The sequence below is a fragment of the Companilactobacillus musae genome, assembly GCF_003967595.1.
GTDB classification, from domain to species: domain Bacteria; phylum Bacillota; class Bacilli; order Lactobacillales; family Lactobacillaceae; genus Companilactobacillus; species Companilactobacillus musae.
The window spans coordinates 573,817-600,722 of record NZ_BIFW01000001.1; the positions used below are offsets into that span (position 1 = coordinate 573,817).

Annotated in this window: 34 protein-coding genes, 2 tRNA genes, 1 pseudogene and 1 other annotated feature; of the genes and pseudogenes, 5 read left to right on the forward strand and 32 right to left on the reverse strand. The window is 34.8% G+C overall.

All coding sequences use genetic code 11. The features are described 5' to 3' along the window. Nucleotides 1-47: 47 nt before the first annotated feature. Entirely contained in the window at nucleotides 48-302 is a 255-nt protein-coding gene (rpoZ, locus tag LAB100_RS02795; protein ID WP_119326037.1) for a DNA-directed RNA polymerase subunit omega, read from the reverse strand. Nucleotides 303-308: 6 nt separating this feature from the next. Next, entirely contained in the window at nucleotides 309-920 is a 612-nt protein-coding gene (gene gmk, locus LAB100_RS02800) for a guanylate kinase (protein WP_119326036.1), read from the reverse strand. Nucleotides 921-1,100: 180 nt separating this feature from the next. Between gmk and LAB100_RS02805 the strand changes: the two genes are divergently transcribed. Next, nucleotides 1,101-1,421: a hypothetical protein gene (locus LAB100_RS02805; RefSeq protein ID WP_119326035.1), complete on the forward strand. Its 321-nt coding sequence runs from the start codon at nucleotides 1,101-1,103 to the stop codon at nucleotides 1,419-1,421. Here the strand turns inward: LAB100_RS02805 and recN are convergent. The 15 genes from recN to LAB100_RS02880 form a co-directional block, all read right to left on the reverse strand. Continuing rightward, nucleotides 1,413-3,110, reverse strand: coding sequence for a DNA repair protein RecN (gene recN / locus LAB100_RS02810; protein ID WP_119326034.1), 1,698 nt, complete (start codon nucleotides 3,108-3,110; stop codon nucleotides 1,413-1,415). The two genes, LAB100_RS02805 and recN, sit on opposite strands and share 9 nt — an antisense overlap. An 8-nt stretch (nucleotides 3,111-3,118) precedes the next feature. Then, a complete protein-coding gene (locus tag LAB100_RS02815; RefSeq protein WP_119326033.1) occupies nucleotides 3,119-3,943 on the reverse strand; it encodes a TlyA family RNA methyltransferase in 825 nt (274 codons plus the stop codon). Between the two features lie 10 nt (nucleotides 3,944-3,953). Then, complete coding sequence (locus tag LAB100_RS02820) at nucleotides 3,954-4,802, reverse strand: polyprenyl synthetase family protein (protein WP_119326032.1); 849 nt, start codon at nucleotides 4,800-4,802, stop codon at nucleotides 3,954-3,956. Then, complete coding sequence (locus tag LAB100_RS02825) at nucleotides 4,802-5,044, reverse strand: exodeoxyribonuclease VII small subunit (protein WP_119326031.1); 243 nt, start codon at nucleotides 5,042-5,044, stop codon at nucleotides 4,802-4,804. Before LAB100_RS02825 ends, LAB100_RS02820 begins: the two co-directional genes overlap by 1 nt. After that, nucleotides 5,037-6,386 carry an exodeoxyribonuclease VII large subunit gene (gene xseA / locus LAB100_RS02830; protein ID WP_119326030.1) on the reverse strand — a complete coding sequence of 450 codons (1,350 nt, stop codon included), beginning with the start codon at nucleotides 6,384-6,386 and terminating at the stop codon, nucleotides 5,037-5,039. Before xseA ends, LAB100_RS02825 begins: the two co-directional genes overlap by 8 nt. Next, the gene (locus LAB100_RS02835; RefSeq protein WP_371851200.1) at nucleotides 6,379-7,227 is read right to left on the reverse strand and encodes a bifunctional 5,10-methylenetetrahydrofolate dehydrogenase/5,10-methenyltetrahydrofolate cyclohydrolase; all 849 of its coding nucleotides are present in this window, start codon (nucleotides 7,225-7,227) and stop codon (nucleotides 6,379-6,381) included. The genes xseA and LAB100_RS02835 overlap by 8 nt, the downstream gene beginning before the upstream one ends. 38 nt (nucleotides 7,228-7,265) lie before the next feature. Further along, nucleotides 7,266-7,670, reverse strand: a complete 405-nt coding sequence (gene nusB, locus LAB100_RS02840; RefSeq protein WP_119326028.1) for a transcription antitermination factor NusB — start codon at nucleotides 7,668-7,670, stop codon at nucleotides 7,266-7,268. 5 nt (nucleotides 7,671-7,675) lie between these two features. Next, complete coding sequence (locus LAB100_RS02845; RefSeq protein WP_119326027.1) at nucleotides 7,676-8,095, reverse strand: Asp23/Gls24 family envelope stress response protein; 420 nt, start codon at nucleotides 8,093-8,095, stop codon at nucleotides 7,676-7,678. Nucleotides 8,096-8,118: 23 nt separating this feature from the next. Then, a complete protein-coding gene (efp, locus tag LAB100_RS02850; RefSeq protein WP_119326026.1) occupies nucleotides 8,119-8,682 on the reverse strand; it encodes an elongation factor P in 564 nt (187 codons plus the stop codon). 138 nt (nucleotides 8,683-8,820) lie between these two features. Then, the gene (gene rpmA, locus LAB100_RS02855; RefSeq protein ID WP_057867981.1) at nucleotides 8,821-9,093 is read right to left on the reverse strand and encodes a 50S ribosomal protein L27; all 273 of its coding nucleotides are present in this window, start codon (nucleotides 9,091-9,093) and stop codon (nucleotides 8,821-8,823) included. Nucleotides 9,094-9,105: 12 nt separating this feature from the next. Next, on the reverse strand, nucleotides 9,106-9,450 hold the full coding sequence (locus tag LAB100_RS02860) for a ribosomal-processing cysteine protease Prp (protein WP_119326025.1): 345 nt from the start codon (nucleotides 9,448-9,450) through the stop codon (nucleotides 9,106-9,108). A 2-nt stretch (nucleotides 9,451-9,452) separates the two neighbouring features. Continuing rightward, nucleotides 9,453-9,764 (reverse strand): 50S ribosomal protein L21, encoded by a 312-nt coding sequence (gene rplU, locus LAB100_RS02865; RefSeq protein ID WP_025085481.1) that lies wholly within the window; start codon nucleotides 9,762-9,764, stop codon nucleotides 9,453-9,455. A gap of 11 nt (nucleotides 9,765-9,775) precedes the next feature. Beyond that, nucleotides 9,776-9,843: a sequence feature (ribosomal protein L21 leader region), on the reverse strand. 44 nt (nucleotides 9,844-9,887) lie between these two features. Next, nucleotides 9,888-11,447, reverse strand: coding sequence for a glycosyltransferase family protein (locus LAB100_RS02870; RefSeq protein ID WP_119326024.1), 1,560 nt, complete (start codon nucleotides 11,445-11,447; stop codon nucleotides 9,888-9,890). A 96-nt stretch (nucleotides 11,448-11,543) separates the two neighbouring features. Next, nucleotides 11,544-11,792 (reverse strand): hypothetical protein, encoded by a 249-nt coding sequence (locus tag LAB100_RS02875; RefSeq protein WP_119326023.1) that lies wholly within the window; start codon nucleotides 11,790-11,792, stop codon nucleotides 11,544-11,546. 146 nt (nucleotides 11,793-11,938) lie between these two features. Continuing rightward, nucleotides 11,939-13,339 carry a carboxylesterase family protein gene (locus tag LAB100_RS02880; protein ID WP_119326022.1) on the reverse strand — a complete coding sequence of 467 codons (1,401 nt, stop codon included), beginning with the start codon at nucleotides 13,337-13,339 and terminating at the stop codon, nucleotides 11,939-11,941. 187 nt (nucleotides 13,340-13,526) lie between these two features. Here LAB100_RS02880 and LAB100_RS02885 point away from each other — a divergent pair, with 187 nt between their 5' ends. After that, a complete protein-coding gene (locus LAB100_RS02885; RefSeq protein ID WP_119326021.1) occupies nucleotides 13,527-13,712 on the forward strand; it encodes a hypothetical protein in 186 nt (61 codons plus the stop codon). 464 nt (nucleotides 13,713-14,176) lie between these two features. Continuing rightward, nucleotides 14,177-14,250 (forward strand) — tRNA-Arg (locus tag LAB100_RS02890). A gap of 28 nt (nucleotides 14,251-14,278) precedes the next feature. On the opposite strand, the pseudogene LAB100_RS02895 reads toward LAB100_RS02890, so the two are convergent. Continuing rightward, nucleotides 14,279-14,969: pseudogene (locus LAB100_RS02895) on the reverse strand (type 1 glutamine amidotransferase domain-containing protein). 86 nt (nucleotides 14,970-15,055) lie between these two features. Here LAB100_RS02895 and LAB100_RS02900 point away from each other — a divergent pair. Beyond that, nucleotides 15,056-15,129, forward strand: a tRNA-Arg gene (locus LAB100_RS02900). A 28-nt stretch (nucleotides 15,130-15,157) separates the two neighbouring features. Here the strand turns inward: LAB100_RS02900 and LAB100_RS02905 are convergent. The 4 genes from LAB100_RS02905 to miaA form a co-directional block, all read right to left on the reverse strand. Continuing rightward, complete coding sequence (locus LAB100_RS02905; RefSeq protein ID WP_119326020.1) at nucleotides 15,158-16,162, reverse strand: cation diffusion facilitator family transporter; 1,005 nt, start codon at nucleotides 16,160-16,162, stop codon at nucleotides 15,158-15,160. 241 nt (nucleotides 16,163-16,403) lie between these two features. Then, nucleotides 16,404-16,535: a hypothetical protein gene (locus LAB100_RS11745; protein WP_281273966.1), complete on the reverse strand. Its 132-nt coding sequence runs from the start codon at nucleotides 16,533-16,535 to the stop codon at nucleotides 16,404-16,406. Between the two features lie 491 nt (nucleotides 16,536-17,026). Next, nucleotides 17,027-18,277 (reverse strand): methionine gamma-lyase family protein, encoded by a 1,251-nt coding sequence (locus LAB100_RS02910; protein ID WP_119326019.1) that lies wholly within the window; start codon nucleotides 18,275-18,277, stop codon nucleotides 17,027-17,029. Continuing rightward, nucleotides 18,270-19,196, reverse strand: a complete 927-nt coding sequence (miaA, locus tag LAB100_RS02915; protein WP_119326018.1) for a tRNA (adenosine(37)-N6)-dimethylallyltransferase MiaA — start codon at nucleotides 19,194-19,196, stop codon at nucleotides 18,270-18,272. Before miaA ends, LAB100_RS02910 begins: the two co-directional genes overlap by 8 nt. Before the next feature lie 85 nt (nucleotides 19,197-19,281). On the opposite strand from miaA, the gene LAB100_RS02920 reads away from it, so the two are divergent. Continuing rightward, nucleotides 19,282-19,476, forward strand: a complete 195-nt coding sequence (locus tag LAB100_RS02920; protein WP_119326017.1) for a DUF3042 family protein — start codon at nucleotides 19,282-19,284, stop codon at nucleotides 19,474-19,476. Between the two features lie 61 nt (nucleotides 19,477-19,537). Here the strand turns inward: LAB100_RS02920 and LAB100_RS02925 are convergent, their stop codons facing one another. The 10 genes from LAB100_RS02925 to mltG form a co-directional block, all read right to left on the reverse strand. Then, on the reverse strand, nucleotides 19,538-19,936 hold the full coding sequence (locus LAB100_RS02925; protein WP_162894197.1) for a rhodanese-like domain-containing protein: 399 nt from the start codon (nucleotides 19,934-19,936) through the stop codon (nucleotides 19,538-19,540). Nucleotides 19,937-19,957: 21 nt separating this feature from the next. Then, complete coding sequence (locus LAB100_RS02930; protein WP_119326015.1) at nucleotides 19,958-20,920, reverse strand: ROK family glucokinase; 963 nt, start codon at nucleotides 20,918-20,920, stop codon at nucleotides 19,958-19,960. After that, entirely contained in the window at nucleotides 20,917-21,147 is a 231-nt protein-coding gene (locus tag LAB100_RS02935) for a YqgQ family protein (RefSeq protein ID WP_119326014.1), read from the reverse strand. The genes LAB100_RS02930 and LAB100_RS02935 overlap by 4 nt, the downstream gene beginning before the upstream one ends. Beyond that, complete coding sequence (locus LAB100_RS02940; protein ID WP_119326013.1) at nucleotides 21,140-21,817, reverse strand: rhomboid family intramembrane serine protease; 678 nt, start codon at nucleotides 21,815-21,817, stop codon at nucleotides 21,140-21,142. The genes LAB100_RS02935 and LAB100_RS02940 overlap by 8 nt, the downstream gene beginning before the upstream one ends. After that, the gene (locus tag LAB100_RS02945; protein WP_246001229.1) at nucleotides 21,801-22,361 is read right to left on the reverse strand and encodes a 5-formyltetrahydrofolate cyclo-ligase; all 561 of its coding nucleotides are present in this window, start codon (nucleotides 22,359-22,361) and stop codon (nucleotides 21,801-21,803) included. Before LAB100_RS02945 ends, LAB100_RS02940 begins: the two co-directional genes overlap by 17 nt. 58 nt (nucleotides 22,362-22,419) lie before the next feature. After that, nucleotides 22,420-22,569: a 50S ribosomal protein L33 gene (gene rpmG, locus LAB100_RS02950; RefSeq protein WP_083477753.1), complete on the reverse strand. Its 150-nt coding sequence runs from the start codon at nucleotides 22,567-22,569 to the stop codon at nucleotides 22,420-22,422. Nucleotides 22,570-22,655: 86 nt separating this feature from the next. Further along, nucleotides 22,656-24,752: a peptidoglycan D,D-transpeptidase FtsI family protein gene (locus tag LAB100_RS02955; protein WP_371851208.1), complete on the reverse strand. Its 2,097-nt coding sequence runs from the start codon at nucleotides 24,750-24,752 to the stop codon at nucleotides 22,656-22,658. 37 nt (nucleotides 24,753-24,789) lie between these two features. Next, entirely contained in the window at nucleotides 24,790-25,086 is a 297-nt protein-coding gene (locus LAB100_RS02960; protein ID WP_119326010.1) for a HesB/YadR/YfhF family protein, read from the reverse strand. A gap of 54 nt (nucleotides 25,087-25,140) precedes the next feature. Then, on the reverse strand, nucleotides 25,141-25,617 hold the full coding sequence (gene greA / locus LAB100_RS02965; protein WP_119326009.1) for a transcription elongation factor GreA: 477 nt from the start codon (nucleotides 25,615-25,617) through the stop codon (nucleotides 25,141-25,143). Between the two features lie 105 nt (nucleotides 25,618-25,722). Beyond that, nucleotides 25,723-26,892 (reverse strand): endolytic transglycosylase MltG, encoded by a 1,170-nt coding sequence (mltG, locus tag LAB100_RS02970; protein ID WP_119326008.1) that lies wholly within the window; start codon nucleotides 26,890-26,892, stop codon nucleotides 25,723-25,725. Between the last annotated feature and the right edge of the window lie 14 nt (nucleotides 26,893-26,906).

Below are 26,906 nucleotides of genomic sequence, written 5' to 3' on the forward strand. Positions count from 1 at the left end.
ATAAAAAAGCCCCCACTAATTCGAAAATCAGTGAAGGAATAATTTTATTAGTTGTCTTCTTTTTTCTCTTCTTCAACTTTTTCAGCTTCTTTTTCAAGAAGAATTGAATTAGGATCAATTTCGATTTTATCATCAGCAATTTCTTCAAAAGCACGACCAACAGTTCTTGGTGATTCGTAGTGGTTCAACAATTCAATATCACCATTTTCTAATTGGTGGGCACGCTTAGCTGCCAAAACAGCTAATGAATAACGAGAATCAACTCGATCTAAAAGTTTATCAATTGATGGATAAATAATCATAAATTATTAATCTCCTATTATTTTTTTGTATTTGTCAATTACGCGTGGCACTCTTAAGTGTTCGCTTCTAATTATACCTTCGATTTTTTCAACTGCATTAGGTATTTTATCATTAACGACGGCATAGTCATAGCTTGTCATCATTTGAATTTCTTTTTTAGCTTTTTCCATACGTTTGTCGATAGTTTTCTCATCGTCAGTTCCACGGTGAGTGATACGATCTCTTAAGCTAGTCAAATCAGGTGGTGTTAAGAAAATAAATACGCCATCAGGCATCTTCCCACGAACTTGCATAGCACCATTGACTTCAATTTCCAATAAAACATCAATCCCAGCATCAAGCTTTTGATTAACATATTTTAGTGGTGTCCCATAATAATGGTCAACATACTTAGCATATTCTAACATGCCACCATTATTTATTTCGTCTTCAAACTCTTCATTCGTTCGGAAATAATAATCGACTCCATCGACTTCGCCAGGACGCATTTGACGTGTAGTCATTGAAACAGAATAATCAAATTTAATTGATGAATTCTTTAACATCGCTTTTCTAACAGTTCCTTTACCTACTCCAGATGGACCTGATAAAACGATTAACATTCCCCTTGTTGACATAATTAAGTTATCCCTACTATCTATATAATATTGGTATCTATAATGCAATAAAATCGTATGATTTTCAAGGCTTTGACCTAGGTCAAGATAAAAATTCATTAAGAAATAAAAAAATAAAGTTGCTCTTTGGAACACTTGTTCGTATAATGAAGATACAAACAAGTGTTCGGGGGTTCAAAAATGCAAGCAAAACAATTACACAATCGCTTCACTACAAATTTAATCAACAATACCACTAACTTTATCAATAATAACTTTGATTTCAATCTTAAGAATGATACCAAAACTCAAATCAAACAGATGCCTTTAATGCAATTAAAGATTTTTGCAGAACAAAGTTTCCAAAAAAATTATTCTGTCGTTATTACAATGTTAAACGACAAACAACTTCATGGCAAATTTATTTCACAAGTTAACCAAAATAAATTTGTTTTCAAAGTCAATTCTAACTTTTTTAAAATCATTACGCTAGACCAAATCAAGTCAATTAATTTAGTCTAAACGTTTTTGCTCTCCTTGAGCTAATTCTAATAACTCTTGAGCATGCTTTCTAGTCAAATCGGTTACCTTAGTACCAGCTAACATCAGTGAAATAGCTTCAATTCTTTGAAGATCGTCAAGTAATGAAACCCTAGTTTCGGTTTTATCTTTGACGGTCTCTTTTTTTATCTCAAATTGCAAATCACTCATGGCCGCTACTTGAGGCAAATGTGTAATACAGAGCACTTGTAAAAATTGTGAAACCTTATAAATCTTATCACCAATCGCTTGAGCAACTCGACCACTGACCCCTGTATCAATTTCATCAAAAACAATTGTTTCAACATTCATTTTTTCAGCAATGATTGCTTCAAAGGCCAAAATAACACGGGATAATTCACCACCAGAAGCTACTTTAACTAATGGCTTATAATCTTCACCAACATTAGTCTTTAGATCAAATTGAATCTGATCAATTCCCTTAATGGAAAGATTTTCATCTGAAAGTGAAGTGAAGTTAACTCCAAACTTAGCATCAGGCATATAAAGATCTTTCAATTGATGATTGATTGATTTTTCCAAAGAAGTCGCTGTCTTATGACGTTGTTTGGATAATTCTTTCCCTAGATTGATCAACTCAGTTTGTAATTTAGAAATTTCTTGTTCTAATTTTGATTCAGTGTTGTCATCAATATCTATCTCTGATAACTCCTGATGAGCATTTTTCCCAAATTCAATCACTTCGTCTAAAGTAGGACCATATTTTTTCTTCAAATTATCCAACGTAATCAATCTCTTTTGAATATTATCCAAACGATTCTCATCAAAGTCTAAATTCTCCAATTGATCAGAAATAGTTGCTGCATTGTCTTGTAACTGATAATAAGCACCGTTGACTGAATCATAAAGTTCCTTATAAGACTTGTCGTAATCCATAATATCTTCCAATTGATCACGGACATTGCCCAACGCATCTACTACACCAACATTATTCTCAGACAAACCTCGATAACTTTCTTGCAAGGCCGAACTGATTTTTTCAAAATTAGATAACTGATTTTTTTCGTCCTCTAATTTATCATCTTCTCTGGCTTGAAGTTTGGCACTATCAATATCTTCAATCTGAAATTTTAGCATATCAATTCGTTGAACCAAGTTTTGAGAATTTTTTTGAATTGTTCTTAAACGACTACGTTTATCCTGATATTCATTAAAGAGGTTTTGATAATTCAAAAGATCTTTCTGAAACTTATTATCAGCAAAACGATCCAAGATATTAATATGATTATCTTCATCTAGAAGTTCCTGTTGCTGATTTTGACCATGAATTTCGACTAGAAATTGTCCAACTTGTCGTAAAACATTTGTTTTAACCAATTCATTATTGATTCGACAGACATTACGACCCTTACGATTTATTTCACGTTTGATAATCAACTGATTATCTTCATGAGCAATCCCATATTCATCCAATATAGCAAAAAGAGGACTACTTGGTTTCACCTCAAATAGTCCTTGTACATTCAGCTGTTCTTGTCCGGTTCTAATAAAATCGATTGATGATCTACTTCCGACCAATAATCCCAATGCATCGATAATGATTGACTTACCAGCACCAGTTTCACCAGTTAAAGCCGTCATTCCATCATGGAAATCAATTTGCAATTTATTGATGATCGCAAAGTTATTGATTATTAGTTTTTTTAGCATTATCTCACCTATTTATTAAGATTTGCATATGCCGCTTCCATAGTCTTTTCAACGGAAACAGTATCTAAAATTTCCCCATCTTGAGCAGTCTCTGGTTTTTGAATATGCATCAAGAATTCAATATTACCTTCACCACCCTTAATTGGTGAGAAGTCTAATCCTGACACAATAAAACCAGCATTTTTAGCAAAATTAGTAATCTTTTCTAAGACCATCTGATGAACTTTGTGATCTCTGACAATTCCATGTTTACCAACATTTTCTGGACCAGCTTCAAACTGTGGCTTGATCAAACAAACAGCATCTGAACCCGGCAAAATAATATTAAACATTGGTGGCAAAATCAATTCCAAAGAAATAAATGAAACATCAGTCATCGCAAATTGAGGCAAGCCTTCATGAAAGTCTTCCGGTTTACTGTAACGGAAGTTAACCCGTTCCATAACCACAACACGTTCATCCTTGCGTAATTTCCAAGCTAATTGATTATATCCGACATCTAAGGCATAAACTTTTTGCGCACCATTTTGCAAGGCCACATCAGTGAATCCACCTGTAGAAGATCCAATATCTAGACAGATACGATCTGTCAAGTCAATATCAAAAGACTTCAAAGCTTTTTCCAATTTATATCCACCACGACTGACATACTTACTATGAGCATTTTCAGCCAAATGAAATATGGTATCTGGATCAACTTTTTCACCCGGTTTATCAAAACGTAAGTTATCTTGGTTATAAACTTCTCCCGCCATAACTGAACGTTTAGCCTGTTCTCTTGATTCAAATAAATTTTGTTCAACTAATAAAACATCAATTCTTTTTTTTGCCAATATGTGTCACCTATTCTTTAAAATAATTCAAAAAGCTTACCAATAAGTTTTTATCGAAATTTTCTTCCTTGAGAACTGCATTCAAAGCATTCTTGACCAAATCATTTAACTTAGTCTCAGTTGCTTTCTTACCGATCAAATTGGGGAAAGTATTTTTATCAATATCTTCGCCGTCATCGGCATCATTCAAATCATCCTTTAACTGAAATGCTAAACCAACACTATTAGCATAATCAACTAAATTTTTAGACAATTCATGTCCCGCACAAAAGGCTCCCATTGTTACCGCTGCAGTAATTAAATCAGCCGTCTTTTGTTTATGTAAGGTCGTCAATTCAGTTTCATCCAGTTTTTTATCTTCCATAGTGATGTCAGTCATTTGACCTGCCACCATCCCCATAGGACCTGCATTATGAGCCAGAATTCTAACAGAAGCCATTCTTTTATCAGTTTCCAAACTCGACTTAGCAATCCAATAGAATGCTTGAGTTAACAAACCATCACCGGCCAAAACTGCCGGACCAACACCAAATTGTTTATGATTAGACAATTTCCCACGACGATAATCACTATCATCCATTTCTGGCAAATCATCATGAATCAAAGAGTAAGTGTGAATCAATTCAATTGCTCCAGCAATATCAAAATACTTCGACAAATCAGTCATCTTAACGCCACAGGAATAAGCAGTCGCTAGAAATAACATAGGACGAACCCTTTTACCACCAGTATTCAAAGAATACAACATTGCTTCCTTGAGTGTTTCCTGCTTGATCTCAGAATTTAGACGATCATTCAAAAATTGATTGAAGTCTGGTAAGACTTGATCACAAAATTCCGAAAAATTTTTAATCTCCATTATTGATCATTTCCTTCATCCTGATTATTCTTCACGCTGATCTCTTGACCATCTTTGGTCATGATCTTAGTTACTGTTTCCTCAGCATCACTAAGTGTTTTTTCAAGCTCTTTGCTCAAAGTAACACCTTTTTTGAATTTTTCCATGGCCTCTTCCAATGGAACATTTCCTGATTCAAGATTAGTAACAATTGCCTCCAAATCAGCTAAATTTTCTTCAAATGTTTTCTTCTTTTCAGCCATTATTATCCTCACTTACTTCTTTGGTTGTTAACTTGACGCTTCCGTTTTTAACCTTCAAATCAACCTCTTGACCAACTTGATAATCCGACACATCAACTAATACCTTGCCTGTTTTATTAGTGGGGATAGCATAACCACGACTTAAAGTCTTTAACGGACTTAAAGAATCCAAGGCTGCTACCCGACTATTAAATATATTACGGTTTTTATTAATAACTTTATTTACGTTATTGATCAAAATCTGATAATTTCGATTAACTTGATTGCCATAACTGTATATCTGATCTCGTGGTGAAACGCGAACCAAACGATTAGCATATTGAATTAAATCAGTTTTTGAACGATTCAAAGTATTTTTCATACTTTGTTGCAACTTATCTTGTAAATAATCTACTTTTTGTAGATATACCTCATAGATTCTTTCAGGATGCTGCAAAAAGACGTTCTGAGACAAAGATTTGACTCTATCCTGGTAATTAGCAATCAAATTATTTTGAGCGCTGTAAAGCCTTTTATTAAGATCTTGGAGGTGTTCCAAAACATCACTCAAAACTGGCGTAGCTAATTCGGCGGCTGCGGTCGGAGTAGCGGCTCTTAAATCAGCTACTAAATCAGCAATTGTTGTATCAGTTTCATGTCCCACCGAACTAATAACTGGAATCTTACTTTGAACAATTGCCTGAGCGACAATTTCTTCATTGAATGGCCAGAGGTCTTCAATAGATCCCCCACCACGACCAATAATGATCGTATCAAAATTACCAGCTTCATTGATTCGCTTCAACTGCTTCACAATTGTACCAGCTGCTTCATCACCTTGAACTTGAGCCGGATATAAAACTAACTGCACAATTGGATAACGTCTAGCGACAGTCGTCATAATATCGTGAATAACTGCTCCAGATTGACTTGTTACTATCGCAATTCGTTTTGGAAATTGGGGAATCGGTTTTTTAGGTAAATCAAAGACACCTTGTTGTGCTAACTTTTTCTTCAATTGCTCAAAAGCTGCATACAAAGCTCCCAATCCGGCTGGTTCCATAGATTCAACATAAATCTGATATGATCCGGACGGTTCATATAAAGAAATTCGACCTTGAACAAGGACTTGCATACCTTCTTCTGGTTGAAATTTAATTTTTTCAAAATTACTTCTGAACATTATCGCAGAAATCTTAGCCTTATCATCTTTTAAAGAAAAATATTGGTGTGCATGAGGGCGTAATCTAAAATTGGAAATTTCCCCCATCAAATAGACGTGTCCCAAATAAGGGTCCACGTCAAATTTTCTTTTCAAATATTGGCTTAAAGCGGTAACAGTTAAATATTGCTCACTATCCATTTACCCTGCCTTCGGCTAATTCAATCACTTGGTCTACTAAAGCAGTGATTGTCATTGGACCAACACCACCAGGAACAGGTGTCATCATAGAAGCTTTTTCTTTGACATCATCAAAGTCAACATCTCCACAGAGCTTGCCATTTTCATCGCGATCCATCCCGACATCAACAACAATAGCCTGATCTTTAACATATTCCTGCGTGATAAACTTGGCTTTTCCAATAGCTACGACTAGCACATCAGCCTTACTTGTAATTTCTTTAAGGTTCTTAGTATGAGAATGCGTAATCGTTACAGTGGCATTACGATCCAGCATTAAAGCAGCAGTTGGTTTACCAACAATATTGCTCCGTCCGACAATAACAACATTCTTGCCATCAAGATCAACATTATAGTGATCCAACATCATCAAAATTCCTGAAGCAGTAGCTGGTTTGGTTAGTGGTGTTCCAATCCAGAGATTTCCAACGCTAATTGGTGTGAATCCATCAACATCTTTATGAGGATCAATTGCTTCAATAACTTTATCTTCATCGATATGATCTGGCACTGGTAATTGAACAATAAAACCATCAATTGCAGTATTATGATTCAATTCATCGATTTTATTCAATAACTCTTCTTCAGAAACAGTGGTATCAAAGTGAATCAACTGGAAATTAATGCCAAGCTTTTCTGCTCGACGTTTCTTATTGCGTACATAAACTGCACTGGCAGAATTATCACCAACAAGAATTACAGCTAATCCTGGAGTTACACCCTTTTTCTTTAAATCAGCAACTCTTTGAGTCATCGTTTCATCTAATGCAGCTGCTACTTTTTTACCTTCTAATAATTTCACACTAATCACCATAAAAAGGCTGGTAAATTTACCAGCCTTTACCCTTCTACAAAATTAGATAAAATACCATTAACGAAGGACTTTGAGTCCTTATCACCAAAATCACCAGCCATTTCAATTGCTTCATCAATAGCTACTTTCTTTGGTACTTCCAAACTGTTTTCCATTTCAAATAAACCAACACGCAAAACTGCGCGATCAATTCTAGACAGACGTTGAACTGTCCATTTGTTCTTCAAATGAGCAGCAATTTCTTTATCAAGTTCAGCCTGATGCTCATTTGCACCAGAAACTAAAAATGTTAAATAGTCAGGAACCTCTTCTTCAGCCAAATCGCATAGTTGCATGGTAGATGCGATAGCAGCCTCGGGAGTATCCTGAGTCGTTTCTATGGAAAATAGTGATTGAACTGCGAGTTCTCTGATTTTATGTCTACTTATCACTAGTTTTATTCCTTTTTATCTGTTGTTACACGTTCGATCTCGCCAGTTTCTTTTTTGGCGATCAATCCTACAACATGCACATTAATTTCACTCAAGTCTAAATCGGTCATGAATTCAAGTTGTTCAATGGCTGATTTTTGGATTTCTAAGGATACCTTAGGGATCGATACGCCATATTCCAAATATACATAAACATCCGCAGATATTTTATCATCATTGAACGACACATCAACACCCTTGCCATGGTTAATTCTACCAAAGAGTGAATCTATTCGACTAGAAATAGTCCCACGCATTTCGTAAACACCATCAACTTGGTTTGTAGCAATTCCCAGAAGGATCTCAATAACTTGATGTGATATTTCAACATTACCGTTTATTTTTCCACTATCTTGTTGTAGAGAAACATATTTTTGTTCAGCCATAAACTTATCTCCATAATCAGTTATTAATTAGCACGTGAAATGTAAGTACCATCTTGTGTGTTAATTGTTAGCATATCGCCTTCATTAACGAAGAAAGGTACTTGGACAACTAAGCCTGTTTCCATTGTAGCTGGTTTAGAACCACCTGATTGAGTATCACCTTTGATTGATGCTTCAGTTTCGGTAACCTTCAAGTCAACTGTATTAGGGATATCAACACCGATAGTTTCACCATTGTACATCATGATATTAACTTCCATGTTTTCTTTCAAGTACTTCAATTGTTCTTGAATTTGATCACCAGCAATAGTTAATTGTTCATATGTTGTAGTGTCCATGAAGACATAGTTGTCACCTTCAGCATATAGATATTGCATCTTCTTGTTTTCGATATTAGCTTTTTCAACTTTGGCTGTTGATCTGAAAGTCATTTCTTGAACAGCACCAGTTCTTAGGTTCTTTAACTTTGAACGAACAAAGGCACTACCCTTACCTGGCTTAACATGCTGAAATTCTACAACACGCCAGATACCATCTTTTACTTCGATTGTTAGTCCATTTTTGAAATCATTTACTGAAATTGACATTTTATTCTCCCTTGGTTCATAAGATTTTGCCGATAAAACACTATACATTATCTTACCAATATTTACGTGCTAATGGCAATAACCCAAGCTTATTATATAAAAAAAAGAGGAACATTGTCCTCTTTTTTTCTCAATATATTAATATACTGAAACTTTTCTCTTGTCTTTGCCAAGTCTTTCAAACTTAACAACGCCATCTGTAAGTGCGAACAATGTATCATCGCCACCGCGACCAACATTAGCACCTGGATGAATCTTTGTACCACGTTGTCTATAAATAATTGCACCAGCAGTGATAGCTTGGCCATCAGCACGCTTAGCACCTAGTCTACGACCAGCTGAGTTACGGCCGTTACTTGTTGATCCACCACCCTTATGGTGAGAGAAAAATTGTAAATTCATCTTAAGCATGAAGTTTACCTCCTAATCAAGATCTATCTTATTTTTTTGTACTTGAACTTCAATGTTTTTCGAATAACTGCTTTCAATATCCTTAAGGATCCAAAAGAGATTATCCAACAACAAGGCAGTATCATGTGATATCGCTTTGTCAAATTGGCATCCGAGATGCCCACCGTTTACTTCATCCATGACTACCTGAGGACTAGCCCCAGTAAGCTTTTCCAGATTATTGATGGTTCCAATCGTTACTGCTGAAACAGCAGCACAAACTAAATCTTGACCATAAGGTCCTGAGTCAGCGTGCCCTTTAATTAAAAAAGAATCGATTTTCTTATCTGAATTCTGGTGAAAACTTGCTCTAATCATAATTAAGCCTTGATACTATCGATAAGTACCTTTGTATATGGTTGACGGTGACCAGTCTTCTTGTGTGAATGCTTCTTAGGTTTGTACTTGTAAGTAACAACTTTCTTTTCCTTACCTTGTTTTTCAACCTTACCAGAAACACTAGCGCCTTCAACTACAGGGCTACCAACTTTAACAGTCTTGCCATCAGAAACTAAGATTACATCATCAAATGTAACTGCGTCCCCTTCTTTGACATCAAGCTTTTCAACATAAATTGAAGCATTTTCTTCAACTTTATATTGCTTACCACCAGTTTTAATAATTGCGTACATATTAGCGTACACTCCCTTCTAAGACTCGCCAATCAGGTGCACTAAGCTTAAACCTGATTTTGAGCGGTTGTAGATGCAATAGTGATTGCAACTTATAAAATATAGCAAATTTTACTTGTTTTTTCAACTATTCTTCGGAATTTTTTTCTTTTTCCAGCTAAGATCTTTTATTGATAAATAGACCAAATACATAATTCCCAATAGATTTAATAATAATGATCCAATTCCCAGCCAATCGTATTGAGTATGAATTTCAACAATACTCTTTCCAGGATGCGTTCTCAGTTGAATTGTCCCACGCTTAGAAATACTTGTTTTGACATTTTCATTATTTAATTGGATTTTATAACCAGAATATTTTTGAATCGGCAAATCTAAAATAACTGACTTAGGATTATAATATTGAATCCAATAATCATTAGCTTTTGTATAGAACGAAACTGAAGTTTTTTGGCCATTAACTAAGAATTGATTTTTACCATTAGTTGCTTTGTCATGATAATCAACAACAAATTTTTCATATTTGGCATTGGCCATGGCAATGGTCTTTGGTGCATGCAACTGTGTACTTTGACTGTACACCAAACTTGAAAAGCCTATCGTCGCAATAGCAACTAACAATAGTTTTAAAATACTAGGCATTTCCTGACAGATCAAAATAGCAATTCGACTGACAATAATTATTAAAAATATCTCCAAAATAATTTGGAAAGCAAAAACTAACCGACTGGCATCTGCAAATTGCAGTTTGATTGGAAATAAAATAGCCGCTGTCAAAGGTAACGTTTCTAGCAATAGTATTTTATAACTAAACTTACTCTTCAGAAAAATAATGATTAGCAATAGGCCTAGCAAAATAACGATACTCAGTAGCAAATATCGTTGTAACTGTGAAAAATTAAATTGATCAAACCACTTAAAATAATCGACATTCTTAATTGGATCTTGAACCATTTTGTTTGACGATTGCTTAACTAAAGGTCCCCAATAACCGACCGTTGTTATCAAAGTTATGGACATTAATTTGACGATATTTAAACACAGCATCCCCCAATATTGCCAATGATGAGAGGTCCTTTTAAAAATCATCGCAAAAAACATTGGAACAAGTGTTATAACAACTGCCAAAGCAATATAAGGAGCTGTCCAAATAGCTAAGACTAACCCCCAAGTCAAAATATGCCAATCCCTATTATTAAATAGCTGATAGGCACCAAAATAAATCATCGGTAAAAATATTAAAACCAAATAATTTTCCAAACGCTGATTTTGAAAAACTAAATTGAAACGATTCAAAGAAAAAGTGTAAATAACTGAAAATAGTAAAGATTCTAAAGTATCTTTAGAAAACTTATTCATGAAATAATATGCACTAACAAAAGTCAAAAAGGTAATAATCGCTAAATAAATCGTAAATCCATAAGGTACATTTATATTTACAAAGATCCACCCTGACAAAATGGTCAGCCAAGGACTGAAAAGATTTATCTGACTACCAGAATGATTCCAATAATTAAAATTAATAGGTGAAGTAAAAATATTTCCCAAACTTTTTAAATGCGCTATATTAAAAATCATCGTTTCGCCGAAGTTAGCCCGTTGATAAAACAATACTGCATAAAATATACTCAAAAATAAAAATATAATACCTAAAATTATTCTTTTCCATGAATGATTCGACATGGGTAACTCCCTCACAAACAATGTTTTATATCATTATACTAAAAAAAGGATTGTGCAACTGACTCCAACACAATCCTTTGACAATATTCAAATTTATTAAGCTAAGGTCGTCATAACTAAACGTCCTAAGACGATTAAGAAAAAGACGGTTACAAAAACCAATTTGCCTCTTTTTAGATTTAGTTTTGTTAGAACCTTAGTTATTAATACTAGAGCAATAATTAGACTAACCCCGATCAGAATCCCCATCAAGTTGCTAATAACCGCCTGTTGCGTTAAAAACGCCGCCATAACATCTATTAAAATGAAAGCAATCGTAATAACAAACGCAAACTTTCTTTTCAAAATACGTCCACCTCTAAAATCCCAGGCATTTCAAAAAATGCCTAAAGTTTAAGCACAACGGTGCTATTGTAAAATTAAATTATATACAATGCAAGATGATTTTATATTTAGGTGCCAAAAAGGTTAATACACCAGCAAATATTTTTTTATAATTTATACGATTGCCAAGGTAAATCTTGTGGATAGCGTTGGTTAATAATCGAAACACTTTTCAAATCATCTGGTTCCAACTCCAAAATTAAGCGATCATCATCAAACAAAGGCCATTCGTACTTTATTTCTTCAGCATAAGGTTTACCCGTTGCGATGAAATCAAACAACAAATTCAACAAATACTGCTGATTCTTACGATAATCAATATTTAATTCTGACACTGGCTTATTAAGATAATTGAGAATCCCACCATGTTGACCCTCAAATACTCGAGCTAAGTTGCAATAAACTTCAGCATCCGAATTTTGAACCAATAAATCTGCCAATCTTTTAGCTGGTAAAGCATACATTGCTAAACCCAACATCTTTACAAAATCACTTTTAGAATAGGTTTTCTGTAAAAGTTTCTCCTTCAAAACTTCTGCATTCTTGCCAAAGAGATCAGGCAAAACATCTTTTTCTAAGTGACTGATACTCATATCTTTATATGTTCCCAGTTCATTGCTACCAGCTGAAATAATTGTCTTAAAACGAGTTTTCTTAACACGTTTTAATAACTTATCTTGCCAGTCCTTTGAAATCAAATCATCGTCAATGACCGGCCCAAACCAATTTGTTGCTACATGGTCTTTCAATGCTCTTTGTTGAACAATTTGTAAACCATCATCTGTCAGATTAAATAGATCTTTAGTAGATTTGATATTATTTTCCCGACAAATTTGTTCAGAAACTTTTTGGGCTGTTTTCAAATCACGAATCGTCTGAACTCCGCCTGAAAGAAGAATGATTTTTTGAATACGATCCATAACGGGAGCATTGGAGGACATTAAAGCGGCAATTGATTTAGCACCGGCTGAAATACCAACTAAGGTAACATTTTCTACATCACCGCCGAAACTAGAAGCATTATCAACGACCCACTGAATAGCCATCAATTGATCAGACAATCCAACATTAGTATCACCACCGTCAACTGCGCCCCAACCAAAAAGTCCTAGACGATAATTAGGTGTCACGTGAACTACTGACTGATGATTCAGCCAAGACATTTGTTTACTATAATTTCCACCTCGTAAAAATCCTCCACCGTAAAACTCAATTACAATCGGGTATTTTCCTTCAACATCAGGGGTACAAATATCTAAATTCAAACAATTCTCACCAAAAGAAATTATGTCATTTCGATTCAAGGCTTGTTCTTGCATCGGTTGAATGCCCTGATGAACTGCATAATGCAATTTATTAACTTCATTGGGTCCAAATTTTGCAATAGAAAATTCTTCTGCCCTTTTGAAACGACGACCGTAACCAAATGGAATTCCCAAGAAATCGACATGGTTGTGATCCATTACTCCATGATAAGTACCTGTGGTAGTTTTCATTATCTTCTTCATGTAAAAATAACCCCCAATGAACAAAATATTAATTTAAATAACATTCTAAACTAATAATAGCAATGTACAAGAATTTCATGAAACCATTTTTATAACAAACTTATATGAAATTATTCATATTTAACCTTGTCTAGTTAAATAACCTTGTATATAATTTCAAAGATATGTTTTTAAGGGAGAGAAATATATGGTATTAACAGACGCTCAAAAACGTGCAAACGAAAAATGGCACAAGAATCACCGTGAACGCGCTAATTATATTGCTATGCGTTCGTCAGCAAGAAGTTTCATCAGAAAAAAGTCGACCTTAGATGATCTAGAAGAATTGCAAAATATCATTGAAAATCGACGTAAAGAACTCGTTCAACCCTAAATAATCAATTTTAAAAAATGTAAAGGCATACATTTGAATAATTAAAAATTTTTTATTGAAATAAGACATATTTTTATGTCAAATGTAATATTTCTGATATAATCTAGACATAGATAAGGGGTCAGGAAGCCTTATCTGTAAGGTGTTCTGTCCAGATGCTGATGACATTAAAAGCTGCGCTTATTTCGGAGATGAGAATCATGAAATTGATAGAATTAATCAAATCATTATTAAAAGCCGAAAGAACTGAAACTTCCACACATGACCGAGAGGTACTAGCTGAACTTGAGGGAGAAAACAAATCCTTTATTTTCGGGAAATAATGTCATTCAGTAAATTATTATTAGGGATGGTTCACTTTTAAATAAGTGAACCTTTTATTTTGTCTAAAATAACTTTTTTAAATTTATATCAAAATTACGTTGACAGAATCTAGCTTCTTTAACTATAATAATACAAGTGATGTCACAGTGGCTCAGTTGGATAGAGCAACGGTCTTCTAAACCGTAGGTCGTGAGTTCGAATCTCACCTGTGACATTTTTTTATACCTTTAAGTCGTCGGAATTTATTCCGGCGACTTTTTTAGTTTATCAACTAATATTTTAGCAACTGCTTTAGGTGAAAAGGGATTTTGTCCAGTGATAAATTGACCATCAGCCAAAGCGTATTCAGCATAAGCCCTCTTTTTAGAAAAGATGGCTCCATGTAATTGAGCAACATCTTCATTTAAAAATGGTACATATTTTTTCTTGCCACTCAGATTTTCTTCTGAATTAGTAAAACCGGTAATATGACGATGCTTGATCAAATACTGACCTTGCTCATTCTTCAAGAATAGTAAGCCTGATATTCCGTGACATACCGATGTTAAGAATCCACCGTTTTGATAAATCTGCCAACTGATTCTATGGAGATTCTCATCGTAAGGAAAATCCCACATCACACCATGTTCACCGGTAAAATAAATTGCTTGATAATCACTAGGATCAATTTGAAGCGGAGTTTTGGAATTAGCCAAAGCGCGTTGTTGAAAATCTTGTTCTTGATACATTTTCATATCATCCTCTGAAGCATATTTAAAACTCCGAGGATCAATTGGTACAAACCCACCTTTAGGGCTAAATATAATCAACCGTAAATCCAGCATCTTGTACAACTTTGACAAACTCTGTTGCTTCACCTAACCATAATCCGGTCGCCTCTGGTTGATATCCATATTGTGTTTGGTTAGTCAGTACTACTAATATTTTTCCCATCGTTAAATTTCTCCTAATAAACATCAAAATATTTTAATTTAGTCGTTGCAAGTTAAGGCACTTTTATCTATAATAGTACGAGTGATGTCACAGTGGCTCAGTTGGATAGAGCAACGGTCTTCTAAACCGTAGGTCGTGAGTTCGAATCTCACCTGTGACATTTTTTTATACCCTTAAGTCGTCAGAGATTATTCTGACGGCTTTTTTTGTTGTGTTGAAACCCAAGGAACCGCCATAACATCTGTATCCACAATTCCAAATTGGTGTCGCATTTGAGCCTCTATCCTTTCTCCTAAGCGATAACTATCTTTAACTTCCATATGGGCATCAACGGCAATAATAACGTCAAGGGTTACCATATTGCCGCTATAATGAGCATTCAATTCTTCAACCCGCTTTACTTCAGGCCACTTTTCAATCGCATGACGAAATTGGTCTTCAGCCTTAGGATCAAAATAATCAGCTAGATTCAAACTACTTTCTCGAAAAATTTTTATCCCAGCAGTCAATATAAAAATACCAACAATGATACTGGCGACCCCATCTAACCAGGCAATTTTAAATAATAAAGCTCCACCAATGGCAATTAAAGTACCTAAACTGGTCAATGCATCGCTTAAACTATCTTGGGCGGCCGCTGTCAAAGCAGCATTTTGTAACTTACGTCCACCGGTTTTATTGAACCACCATACAACCAGCATGATTACCATAGCAATAAACGCCCCAACTAAAGTTATTGGACGTGGGACTTCTTGATTAGACTGATCCACCAAACTTTTGATACCGTTATACATAACATTAAGTGAAATAGCAATCATGATAATTCCCGTGATCATTGTAAAGACTGTTTCATAATGAAATCTTGTTAATTGCAATCTTTGACCGCTTTTAGAAATATCTTCTGGCAATGGCTGTCCCATTAAATCGTCATCATCAATATCACGAGCAATGAAAATACCAATTAATAACAAAACAGCTGAAATTATTCCTGATAAATTATTTAATGCATCAGCTCGTAATGTCTGTGAATGTCCAACTACGGCTAAATAAAATTCAATCACAGAGATTAGCAGATAAGCTGCCACATTAAACCAAAGATGATGTGAAACACTGTGTAATTTCTTTAACTCTTTACTTTGAATCTTTTTCCAAGTTTTTTGCTCTTCTTGACGATGCTGTTGTCTTTCTTGCATACTCAAGCCTTCTTTTATTCATGCCCATCTATAACTAATATTAACAATTTATTAAACTAATAAAAAATAAAAAGCCCCTTCCATAATGGAAAGGACTTTCTTCATATCGTTGAGGATAGAACTGCAACTTTCGTTGCCCATTCAATATATCATCTACTAAGCCAAAATTCGAGTAATTCAGAAACATGTAAAACAACTGTATTCTAGATTACGATTTTGTTAATAATTGATAATCTCGATTCTATGCACTCATCTTCAATATTTTATTCATAGCTTCTTCAATTGACTTACCGCATGCAGAAACCCTAGTGTTTTTCTTATCAAATACGGTAAACAATTGATGCTTAGTATCTAAAGTAACTTTATATCTCATATTGCTTACCTCCAATTAATTATGATTCTTAATCATACTCGCTTTTTCATAAAAATCAATAGAAATAAACAAACATTTTTATTTTTTATGATTAATATAGTTCGGTACACTACTTTTGAGTTTCTCAAATAAACTGTCTAAATTAAGTAGTAGAGGCAATTAATAGTTTTTTTAGCCATCCCTAAATATATTTTAATGAAATCTTTTAAAACGGCATCTTGTCATTAATTTGTAATATTGTAATAGACATGTTATATAAAATTACTTTGCAGAAAATAAATCTTCTCATTTTTATTAATTCAATATTTTTTTCATACTCTAGTAAAATAATCCAACATCGTTCGTATTCTACTGAATTTAATCCATAAGATAACTATTCTTGTTTCATGAAACAAAGAAACCACGACAAGTATTGCTTTCTATCAAAAAAAGTCCAAGTATAGCAACTATCTCAATAGTCACCACACTTGAACTATATAATTAAATACTCTTTAAAAGAATAATTCCTTACAAGCATTAGAAATTGCAATTTTAACATGCTCATAGGTCAATCCACCCTGAATATAAATAATATAAGGCGCTCTCATAGGACCATCGCAGGAGAATTCAATACTTGCCCCAGAAACGAACGTTCCTGCTGCCATCACGACTTGATCTTCATACCCTGACATAGGGCTTGGAACTGGAGAAACATTAGAATCAATAGGTGAAAACATTTGAACTAATTTGGCAAATTTAACCATCTTATCAGGATCATTAAATTCAATCGTTTGAATCAAATCTGTTCGGTCATCATTCCACTTAGGAGAAACATTCAAACCAAGTTTTTCAAAAATTGCTGCTTCAAAAATTGCCCCTTTAATAGCATTTCCAGTCACTCTTGGTGCTAGGAAAAATCCTTGGAACATTTCAGATAAACGATCAATCGTAGCTCCTTCGGCAGCTCCAATTCCAGGAGCAGTCAAACGATAACTTGCCAATTCAACGAGCTCCTTTTTACCGACAATATAACCACCGACTTTAGCCAAACCTCCACCGGCATTCTTAATCAATGAACCAGCCATTAAATCTGCTCCAACTTCCGTTGGTTCAATTGTTTCAGAAAATTCACCGTAACAATTATCGACAAAAACAATCGCATCACTGACTGTTTTAACTTGTTTAATAATCTCGGCAATTTCCTTAACGGTCAAACTCTTTCTTGTTGAATAACCTCGTGATCTCTGAATCGCAATAACTTTAGGTTTTTCTTCTTTGATCTTTTGTTTCATCAACTCAAAATCAACCTTATCGCCATCCATTTTGACATAATCAAAGCCTATCTTATAGTCAATCAATGAACCCTTCTTATTACCTGCCACACCAATTACTTCTTGCATAGTGTCATAAGGTTCCCCAGTGACATAGAGTAAATTATCTCCCGGACATAAAAGTCCAAAAAGCGCTGTCGCTAAAGTATGAGTTCCAGAAACAAATTGTGGACGAACTAAAGCTGCTTCTGTTTTAAAAACATCTGCATAGACAGCTTCCAACTGATCACGACCACGATCATCATCCCCATAGCCGGTCGTACCTAAAAGACTACTCTCATCAATACTTTCTTTTCTAAATGCTTCCAAAACCTTACTTTGATTATCTAAAACTTGTTCATCGATCTCGGCTAGTTTTGGAGCAATCATTTGATCAGTTTCCTTAATAACTTCTTTTAGTTTATCTGGAAAAGCTGCATTCCACTTAGTCATTATGTCCTCCTAAAAAATTAATAATATTTTTTTCAATTATTTCTTGATAATTTTTATCATCACTAATATTATACCAATCTACATCCATTTGATTACGGAAATACGTAAATTGACGTTTGGCAAAATGACGGGAATTCTTTTTGATTTCATCTAAGCAATCATCCAAACTTGCTTGTTTATCAAAATATGGGAACAATTCTTTATATCCAATTCCCTTTTTTGCTTGCTCAAAATCTTCACGATGATCATAGACAAATTTAGCTTCGTCTAATAATCCAGCGTCAACCATTTTATCAACTCGCGAGTTAATACGTTGATAAAGTTTTTCACGATCATCAGTCAATCCTATCAAATAAAAATCAGCCCACTTGTTACCATTATTTTGATCGACAATTGATTTACCAGTAGTTCTTTTTACTTCAATAGCACGAATCAATCGCCGAGAATTATCAATATCTATCTTAGAAAAGGCCTTAGGATCCTCATGTTTCAAAATATCCTGTAATTGTTTGATCTGACCATTTTTTTCTAATTCCATCAAATCATGACGTAATTGACTGTTGCCATCATCTTTGCCGCCTAGATTCAAATTCTTAGTCAGAGAGCTCAAATAAAAGCCAGTTCCACCAACAACAAGTGGTAATTTATTTTTGGCAGACAGCTCTTCTATGACCTTTTGAGCTTTAGTTTGAAAATCCTTAACTGTATAGCGTTGATTGGCATCACATATATCAACCAAATGATGCGGAACTTCTTTCAATTCTTTTGGAGAGTCCTTAGCAGTACCAATATCTAAATGACGGTATATCTGCATAGAATCACCTGAAATTATCTCTCCATTGAACTTTTTAGCTAAATTTAAACCAAGGGCACTTTTACCAACAGCCGTTGGACCCACAATTGCTACAACTTTTATCAAAAAATTACCTCTCTTAGACAGTCTTTTATAGAAATTTTATAGGAAATAAGCCATAATGAGAATTAAAGACAGGAGGAATAGTATTATGGCAAAAAAACAAAAACACTTACGTTTCGTTAAAGGCTTCCTTGTTGGTTCATTAACAACAGCTACTGCAGTATATGGTGCATTGCATGCCTTCAAGAAGAAGGTCATTGAACCAGAAACCATTGAAAATGATCGTATCGAAGCTAACCGCAGACGTGCTAACCGTAAAAGCCTTCAAGCACACCAAGGTTAAAACAATACTTTAATTATACTAAAAAATGCTGTGTCAGAATTTTTTCTGCACAGCATTTTTTTTATAACTTTGTAGTTTTCTTAGTTTTTCCTTCCCAATCGGAAAAACGGTCTTCTAACCACTTAACTTCAGTAAAGCCCCACTTTTTTTGCATCTTGAGAGCAGCACGGACACACATATTCTTGTTATCTCCGTAAAGATAAACAGGAAGATCTGGACGTAATTCACCTTCATTATACTTTAATTGCGTATATGGAAGACTTCTAGCGCCTAAAATATGTTTAGCATCAAATGCGTTTTTCTCTCTTAAATCAACAATTTGAGCTTTTCTCATTGTTTCCTCAAAAGTTTTTTGATCCAAGGCACCTTTCATTTGTCTACCCTTTAACCAGAAGTAGAGCCATGATCCTACCCAATAAACCAAAAAGCCTATTACAATTACGTACAAAACAGCATTCAAAACTTGCATTAACATAAACCCCTAATCAACTTTAATCAATGAAGCAGCACCGATAACACCTGCACCGTTACCAAGACTAGCTAGTCTTAGTTCAGTGGAATCCTTAATAGTAGCGAACTCATTAGCACGCATAGCTTTATCAACTTTGTTGAGCAAGAAATCACCAGCAGCTGAAACACCGCCACCAATAACAACATATTTAGGATTCAAGGTATTAGCAATATTACCAAGAACAAATCCAAGTGAATCGCAAACATAATCAGCAACGATTACAGCTAAATCATCATCTTTTTTAGCTAAATCAAAAACATCCTTAGCTGAAATGTCTTGACCATCATCAAGCATAGCCTTCAATTCTGAATCTCCAGCATATTCTGATGCACGATCTCTAGCTACACGAACAATACCAGTAGCTGAGGCAATTGTTTCTAAACAACCTCTCTTACCACAAGTACACATGAAACCATTAGGATCAACAGTTACGTGACCAATTTCACCTGCAGCACCATTAGCACCTTGAACTAATTGACCATTGACGATGATACCACCACCAACACCAGTACCAAGTGTTACAAAGACAACATCATTAGCATTGTTACCAGCACCTTGCCATCTTTCACCAAGAGCAGCAACGTTAGCATCATTTTCAATAGTTACAGGAAGGCCTGTACCCTTTTCAATGTCACGAACTGGGTAAACTGAATCAGTCCAGTTAAGATTATAAGCACCCTTGATCGTACCATTTTCATGATTGATCGTACCAGGTGAACCTAATCCAATACCATCAAATTGATCAGCAGTCATGCCGTACATCTTGATATGATGATTGATTGAATCAATAATATCAGGAATAATCAATTGTCCGTCAGAAAGAATATTTGTTTCAATACTCCATTTTTGTTGAATCTCACCTTTGTCAGTAAGAATAGCAAATTTAATTGTTGTACCACCAAGGTCAACACCGATTAACTTTTTGTCTGTCACTTTGATCTGTCCTTTTCTTTCTTTTCTTCTTTTCTGTGCTCACGTTTTAAGACCAATTGAGCATCAATAAAAGTCTTTTTGTCGATCAATCCACTTTCGTACATACGTTTGACTTCAATAAACATCAACTCAATGTCCCACATTCTTTTTCCAAGATGGACAAAGGTTCCATACTTTTTGAGCAATTGTTGCACGTCATAGAGGGTTCTAAAGCTCATATTATCCATAAACTATCATACCCTTTACATACATATAATAAGAAATAGCGACAACTATCAGTAAAGCTAGTATTCGAAAAACCAACTTAGGACGGTTTATTCTTGGTATACCTAAGGCATAACCTAACAGTATTCCACCAACAGCACCGCCAATATGCCCCCAAATATCAATTCCCGACATCGTTAGATCCATTAACAAGTTAATAACAATCAATCCTAAGAAACTCTTGCCTAACTCAGTTAAAAAACGATTCTCACGATATATGAAAGCTAATGCTAGAAAAGCTCCAAACATACCAAACAACGATGTACTTGCTCCAGCAGATAAAGCATTATTAGCTCCAAAAGCAAAACTAGCTAAATTGCCCATGATTCCGCTTAACATGTACAGAATAAAGAATCGCCAATGACCTATCATCGGCTCCAATATTTGACCAACATATAACAGTGTAAACCCGTTCATTAAAATATGGAAGATACCAATATGTAAAAACATTGGTGTGATCAGTCGCCACCATTGACCTTCTTGGACCGCATAATTGGTTTTAGCTCCCAAGGTCATCAAAACATTGAGATTTTGAGAACCACCAATTAACGTTTCAACCAGAAACATTGCTACGGTAACTGTCAACAACACCCAAGTTACATAGGATCTACTCTGTTTATTGATTATCTGCATCTTGTTCACTCTTTGAAACGATAATTTTATCAATTGACTTATCCAAGACATATACAGGCCATGGAGTTTCTTGATAATATTGTTGCGATAAAGCTAAGGAGATGGTCTTAGTTGGATACTTTGCTAAATATCTATCAAAATATCCGGCTCCGAAACCAAGACGATTTTTATCTTCTGAATAGGCTAATCCAGGTACGATCATAAGATCAGGGGGATCCATTAGATTATTTTGATAATCCTTAGGTTCTCTAACCCCGAATGAACTCTCTTCTAACTCAGTATCCTTGGTATACTTAACAAAATTCATTGAATAATCTGCAAAAGTTTTAGGAATGTAAACTTCTTTTCCCATTTCCCAACATTGGTTAATTATAGGAAATGTAGGAATTTCATCATTCATACTTAAAGTAATCCCGATACTGGGCGCATTTCGAAAATCCAAATCATTGAATAATTGAAAATATAAATCATTGATTTCTTTTTGCGCTTGGTCAGATTTCATAAATTCACTAACGAGATCAATCTGTTTTTTTCTAAAGCTCACCTTATCCAACTAATCACTCCCTTAGTAAAAAAAAACAACAGGGGTTTTAACCTGTTGTTTATTTTGTTTCACGATGCAATGTAACAGTACGTTCGCGTGGACAATATTTCTTTAGTTCAAGGCGATCAGGATTGTTACGTTTGCTTTTATTTGTTAGATATGTACGTTCATGACATGAAGTACATTCTAGTGTTATGTTTACTCTCATATTGAAACGTCCTTTCATAATACTTAACTAAATTCAACTAATTAAATATATCATTTTTTGGCATATTTTAAAAGGTTAAATTCTAATTATTTCTGACCTGTCATTTTATAGTAATCAGTATAGATCTGATGTGCAAGTAAGTTTGGATAACTACCGTTCTCACTTGTTAGATTTGGAAATACAATAGCCATAGCAACATTAGGGTCATCGTATGGTCCAAAACTGACTAAACTGGTTGTAATAGTTTCTGGAGGATCAGAACTAGGATTATCAGGATCGTAATAGAATGATTGTGCTGTACCAGTCTTAGCAGCCACTGCTGGTGACAAATCAGCTAATTTTGTAGCTGTTGTCCAGTAACCACTACCATGAACTGCAGCATACATACCTCTTCTAACCACATTCAATTCATCTTGAGTAACGCCGACACGATTTAAGACAGAAGGTTTTGTGACAGATGTCAAAGCACCCTTTGTTCCATCATCCTTTGTCTTTTGAATTGATTGAACAACATATGGTTTCAAACGATAACCACCATTAGCAATCGTAGAAATATATTGAGCCATTTCAATTAAAGTATAGGCATCGTAGTTTCCGTATGACAAATCTAGTGCAGAACCTGTCTTCAAAGCTCCGGTACTAGTACGAGTTGAACCTTCAATACCCTTAGTTTCACCAGAAATATCAATTCCTGTCTTAACACCTAATCCAAATTGATTGAAGTAACCACGCAACTTAGAAAAGATATTAGGATTCATTGTCAATTCCTGATTTGGAATATATTTGGCATTTCCTTCCTTCATAGCTAAGTTCATCATATAAATATTTGATGAAAATTGAAGAGCTTGGACAGCACCCAAACTACCGAAAGTTCCGGCTGGATAAACAGATTTCTTAACTGGAGAACCTGGCAAGTAAATTGGATCATCAGCCTGTGTATTGTTTTCAGGTGTAATAACACCATCCATCAAAGCACCCAAAACAGTGGCACCCTTGACAGCAGAACCCATAACGAAGGTTCTGTTGATAACACCTAAAGCATCTTCAGAAGTCTTACCAGTCTTAGGATTATTATGAATACCAGCCATAGCTAATACAGCACCAGTCTTAGGATTCAAAACAACTGCATAAGCACCATCAGAATATTGAGTAATACCAGCGGCCTTAGCAGAATTATATTGTGTTTCAAGGTCAGCTTGAACCTTCTTTTGGAACTTAGAATCTATAGTCAAATTAAGATTGCCACCCTTTTGACCTTTATAAAGGACAGTACTCTTTTTAATTTGATTGTTAGAGCCAATTTGCACTTGACGTTTGCTCTTAGTACCAGAAAGGATCGATTCATAATTCTTTTCTAGGTAACTAGTACCAACACGATCGTTTCGTGAATAGCCTGAAGCTAGCATCGAATTGATCTCATCATCTGGAATACCTTGCTTCTCGGTAGAAACTCCACCAATAATACTGGCAATTGATTTTCCTTGTGGATAATCACGAGTCCAATTACTACCAATACTTACGCCCGGCAAATCCGTCAAATGTTCACTGACTTGAGCAATTTCTTTAGCAGTTAAATTCTTATCCTTCAAGAAAACTGTTGATAATGAGTATGCTGAACTCATTGTTTTAAACAAAGTTGCTCTTTGAAGGTCTTTATCATTTAAATGAATACCTTGCTTTTCAATATACTTAACTTCATTAGCATAGATTTTAGTGGATGATAATGCATCCCCATTAGAATCAACACGATCTGATTTAGGCATCTGTTTAAGAACTTGCGTTGATTTATTTGGAGCTGCCAAAATATAATCAGCCTTGTCACGTTCAGTCAAATCGCCCGTTTCAACGGTCATATATTTTGTTAATCTATTGGCAATAGTGTAAATATCACTCGATTTAACACTGCCACTTTTAGTATAAGTAATAGCATTAGCAGTCGCATTTCCAACTAATAGTCTACCTTTAGAATCATAAATCATTCCTCGTGGTACACTGCCCGTCATTACTGTCTTATCTGTTCGGTTAACTTCGGCTGTAAACTTACCACCATAAACGATCTGGAGATAAGCTAGTTGTGCAACAAGCATTGCGAATAGAACAAAGACAATAAAAAAAAGCAGGTTTAGACGAAATGGAATAGTAGACTTCGCTTGACTACCTGTTCTTTTCTTTATTATATCCAGTATTCTTCTCATATTTATCCTTCAAAAAAACGAATAATTATTCATTCGATTTAAAAATATACTTAGGTCCATCAAGATCCTTATCATATTCAACTAATAAGTCATATCTGGCAAAAAACCAAGTATCACTATCAGTAATATAATAACTGATTCCATCAATAATAGTATTGGCTACAGGATCAACTGGTTTTTCTTTACGCATAGCAATAGAAAAACCTTCATGAACCATAGTTTTACCATAGACCTTACCATAAAAATGTACACCATCACCGGGTACTAAGTCCAACTCTTCTTGGAACCATTTTGCTGCTTTTTCAGTAATTTCAATCTTCATTGTGATGCCCACCTCAATTTTTTAATAAGATAAACATATCAGAAAACGTATACATTAAGCAACTTCAACGGCTTTTACTGTTACCTCATAGCTGCCAACAGGTGTTTCAACAGTTACAACATCACCAGTATGCTTACCTAGAAGCGCCTTAGCGATTGGTGAATCGTTTGAGATCTTGCCATTGTCAGGATCTGATTCAGCAGCACCAACGATTGTATAAACGTCAGGTTCCTCACCATCTTCTTGAACAGTAACTTTCTTACCAATTGAAACTTCATCATGAGCTACTTCATCGGCATCAATAACTTTAGCGTATTGAAGCATTTCAATAATTTGTGAAATACGTGATTCAACAACACTTTGTTCATCCTTTGCAGATGTATATTCAGAATTTTCAGAAAGGTCACCAAAACTTCTGGCAATCTTAATACGGTTAATAACTTCTGGACGTTTAACCTTCTTTAAGTCTTCTAATTCTTCTTCCAGCTTTTTTTTACCTTCAGCTGTCATTGGATAACTTCTGTCTGCCATTTTTATAACTTCCTTTTAAATTAAATTTATTTATTCTAATTTCAAAATGTCACCTAACCGAAATTGATTAGATGACATTTTTTCGTTCTAAATGTTAATTATACATTATTGTCCAGTGGTTGCATATCTGCTGTTATGTTCTTCAAGAGTATTTGAATATGTAATCTTACCTGTCTTCAAGTTAGCGAAGAAGTATAGATAATCTTTATCTCTATCGGAAGGATTCAAGGTTGCTTCAATTGAATCCAAACTTGGCGTATTAAATGGACCAGGTCCATAACCCTTATTCTTATATAAGTTATAAGGAGATTTCACACTAGTATCTTTATTCGTCAATTTGGTCTTGTGAGTATTCAAAGCATACATAACTGAAATATCAGATTGTAAAGGCATATCAATTGCTAAACGGTTATAAAAGACCCCAGCAATCTTCTTACGATTCTTTGTATCCAGACCTTCACGTTCAACTAGTGAAGCAATGGTCAAGACTTGTTGTACCGTGTAGCCCTTAGACTTAATTGTTGAATAATATGGTTGTAATTTTTCATTTTCATTTTCAACCATTTGATCAACTAGCTCTTTTAAGGTCATTCCACTGTAAACACTATAAGTTGCAGGGAACAAATAACCCTCTAAGTGGTATCTGACATTCTTTTTAGCCATTGTAGAGTTAAGCAATTCCGGGTATTTCTTTTGAAGTTGTTTCATATATGATTCATCCTTCATCAACTTCATGAAATCCTTTTTCTTAAACTTCAAGCTCTTCTTAGTACCGCTCTGAATAGCATCCCCAACTTGATCGATCGTAATACCCTCACGAACTAAAACTGCATCGCCTGAATCACTGTTACTTGCAGGTGGTTGAGCACTCCCACCCTTTTGTAATTCCTTAACGACATCACTCACACCCCATGATTGTTTAAACCTATAATATCCAGCCTGAAAATCATTATAGTTCTGAGCCTTAGTATAGAAGTTAAAGACTGTTGCACTCTTAATAACTTTATCTTTTTCAAGAGTCTTTGCAATCTCTTTACTAGAAGAACCTATTGGGATTTTGACAACAACTTCTTTTTTACTATTTGCATTATATGGTTGTAGTGAACTATTCACATAATTGAAGCCAATAATCGCAACAACGACTGCTAAAACGGCAATCACGCCAACAATCCAGTAAGCAATATGATTTGCTACTGAACGTTCTTTAGCGCGAGTCTTTATCTTATCATCCGATTCTTGCTTTAGTGCTTCTTTTTTTTCATCCTTTTGGCTCAAGACACAGCCTCCCG

Excerpts from the sequence above, each read along its gene's own strand:
- rpoZ (WP_119326037.1), bottom strand. The coding sequence starts at position 302 with ATGATTATTTATCCATCAATTGATAAACTTTTAGATCGAGTTGATTCT.
- gmk (WP_119326036.1), bottom strand. The coding sequence starts at position 920 with ATGTCAACAAGGGGAATGTTAATCGTTTTATCAGGTCCATCTGGAGTA.
- LAB100_RS02805 (WP_119326035.1), top strand. The coding sequence starts at position 1,101 with ATGCAAGCAAAACAATTACACAATCGCTTCACTACAAATTTAATCAAC.
- recN (WP_119326034.1), bottom strand. The coding sequence starts at position 3,110 with ATGCTAAAAAAACTAATAATCAATAACTTTGCGATCATCAATAAATTG.
- LAB100_RS02820 (WP_119326032.1), bottom strand. The coding sequence starts at position 4,802 with ATGGAGATTAAAAATTTTTCGGAATTTTGTGATCAAGTCTTACCAGAC.
- LAB100_RS02825 (WP_119326031.1), bottom strand. The coding sequence starts at position 5,044 with ATGGCTGAAAAGAAGAAAACATTTGAAGAAAATTTAGCTGATTTGGAG.
- xseA (WP_119326030.1), bottom strand. The coding sequence starts at position 6,386 with ATGGATAGTGAGCAATATTTAACTGTTACCGCTTTAAGCCAATATTTG.
- LAB100_RS02845 (WP_119326027.1), bottom strand. The coding sequence starts at position 8,095 with ATGGCTGAACAAAAATATGTTTCTCTACAACAAGATAGTGGAAAAATA.
- efp (WP_119326026.1), bottom strand. The coding sequence starts at position 8,682 with ATGTCAATTTCAGTAAATGATTTCAAAAATGGACTAACAATCGAAGTA.
- rpmA (WP_057867981.1), bottom strand. The coding sequence starts at position 9,093 with ATGCTTAAGATGAATTTACAATTTTTCTCTCACCATAAGGGTGGTGGA.
- LAB100_RS02860 (WP_119326025.1), bottom strand. The coding sequence starts at position 9,450 with ATGATTAGAGCAAGTTTTCACCAGAATTCAGATAAGAAAATCGATTCT.
- rplU (WP_025085481.1), bottom strand. The coding sequence starts at position 9,764 with ATGTACGCAATTATTAAAACTGGTGGTAAGCAATATAAAGTTGAAGAA.
- LAB100_RS02870 (WP_119326024.1), bottom strand. The coding sequence starts at position 11,447 with ATGTCGAATCATTCATGGAAAAGAATAATTTTAGGTATTATATTTTTA.
- LAB100_RS02880 (WP_119326022.1), bottom strand. The coding sequence starts at position 13,339 with ATGAAGAAGATAATGAAAACTACCACAGGTACTTATCATGGAGTAATG.
- LAB100_RS02885 (WP_119326021.1), top strand. The coding sequence starts at position 13,527 with ATGGTATTAACAGACGCTCAAAAACGTGCAAACGAAAAATGGCACAAG.
- LAB100_RS02905 (WP_119326020.1), bottom strand. The coding sequence starts at position 16,162 with ATGCAAGAAAGACAACAGCATCGTCAAGAAGAGCAAAAAACTTGGAAA.
- LAB100_RS11745 (WP_281273966.1), bottom strand. The coding sequence starts at position 16,535 with ATGAGATATAAAGTTACTTTAGATACTAAGCATCAATTGTTTACCGTA.
- LAB100_RS02910 (WP_119326019.1), bottom strand. The coding sequence starts at position 18,277 with ATGACTAAGTGGAATGCAGCTTTTCCAGATAAACTAAAAGAAGTTATT.
- LAB100_RS02920 (WP_119326017.1), top strand. The coding sequence starts at position 19,282 with ATGGCAAAAAAACAAAAACACTTACGTTTCGTTAAAGGCTTCCTTGTT.
- LAB100_RS02935 (WP_119326014.1), bottom strand. The coding sequence starts at position 21,147 with ATGGATAATATGAGCTTTAGAACCCTCTATGACGTGCAACAATTGCTC.
- LAB100_RS02940 (WP_119326013.1), bottom strand. The coding sequence starts at position 21,817 with ATGCAGATAATCAATAAACAGAGTAGATCCTATGTAACTTGGGTGTTG.
- rpmG (WP_083477753.1), bottom strand. The coding sequence starts at position 22,569 with ATGAGAGTAAACATAACACTAGAATGTACTTCATGTCATGAACGTACA.
- LAB100_RS02960 (WP_119326010.1), bottom strand. The coding sequence starts at position 25,086 with ATGAAGATTGAAATTACTGAAAAAGCAGCAAAATGGTTCCAAGAAGAG.
- greA (WP_119326009.1), bottom strand. The coding sequence starts at position 25,617 with ATGGCAGACAGAAGTTATCCAATGACAGCTGAAGGTAAAAAAAAGCTG.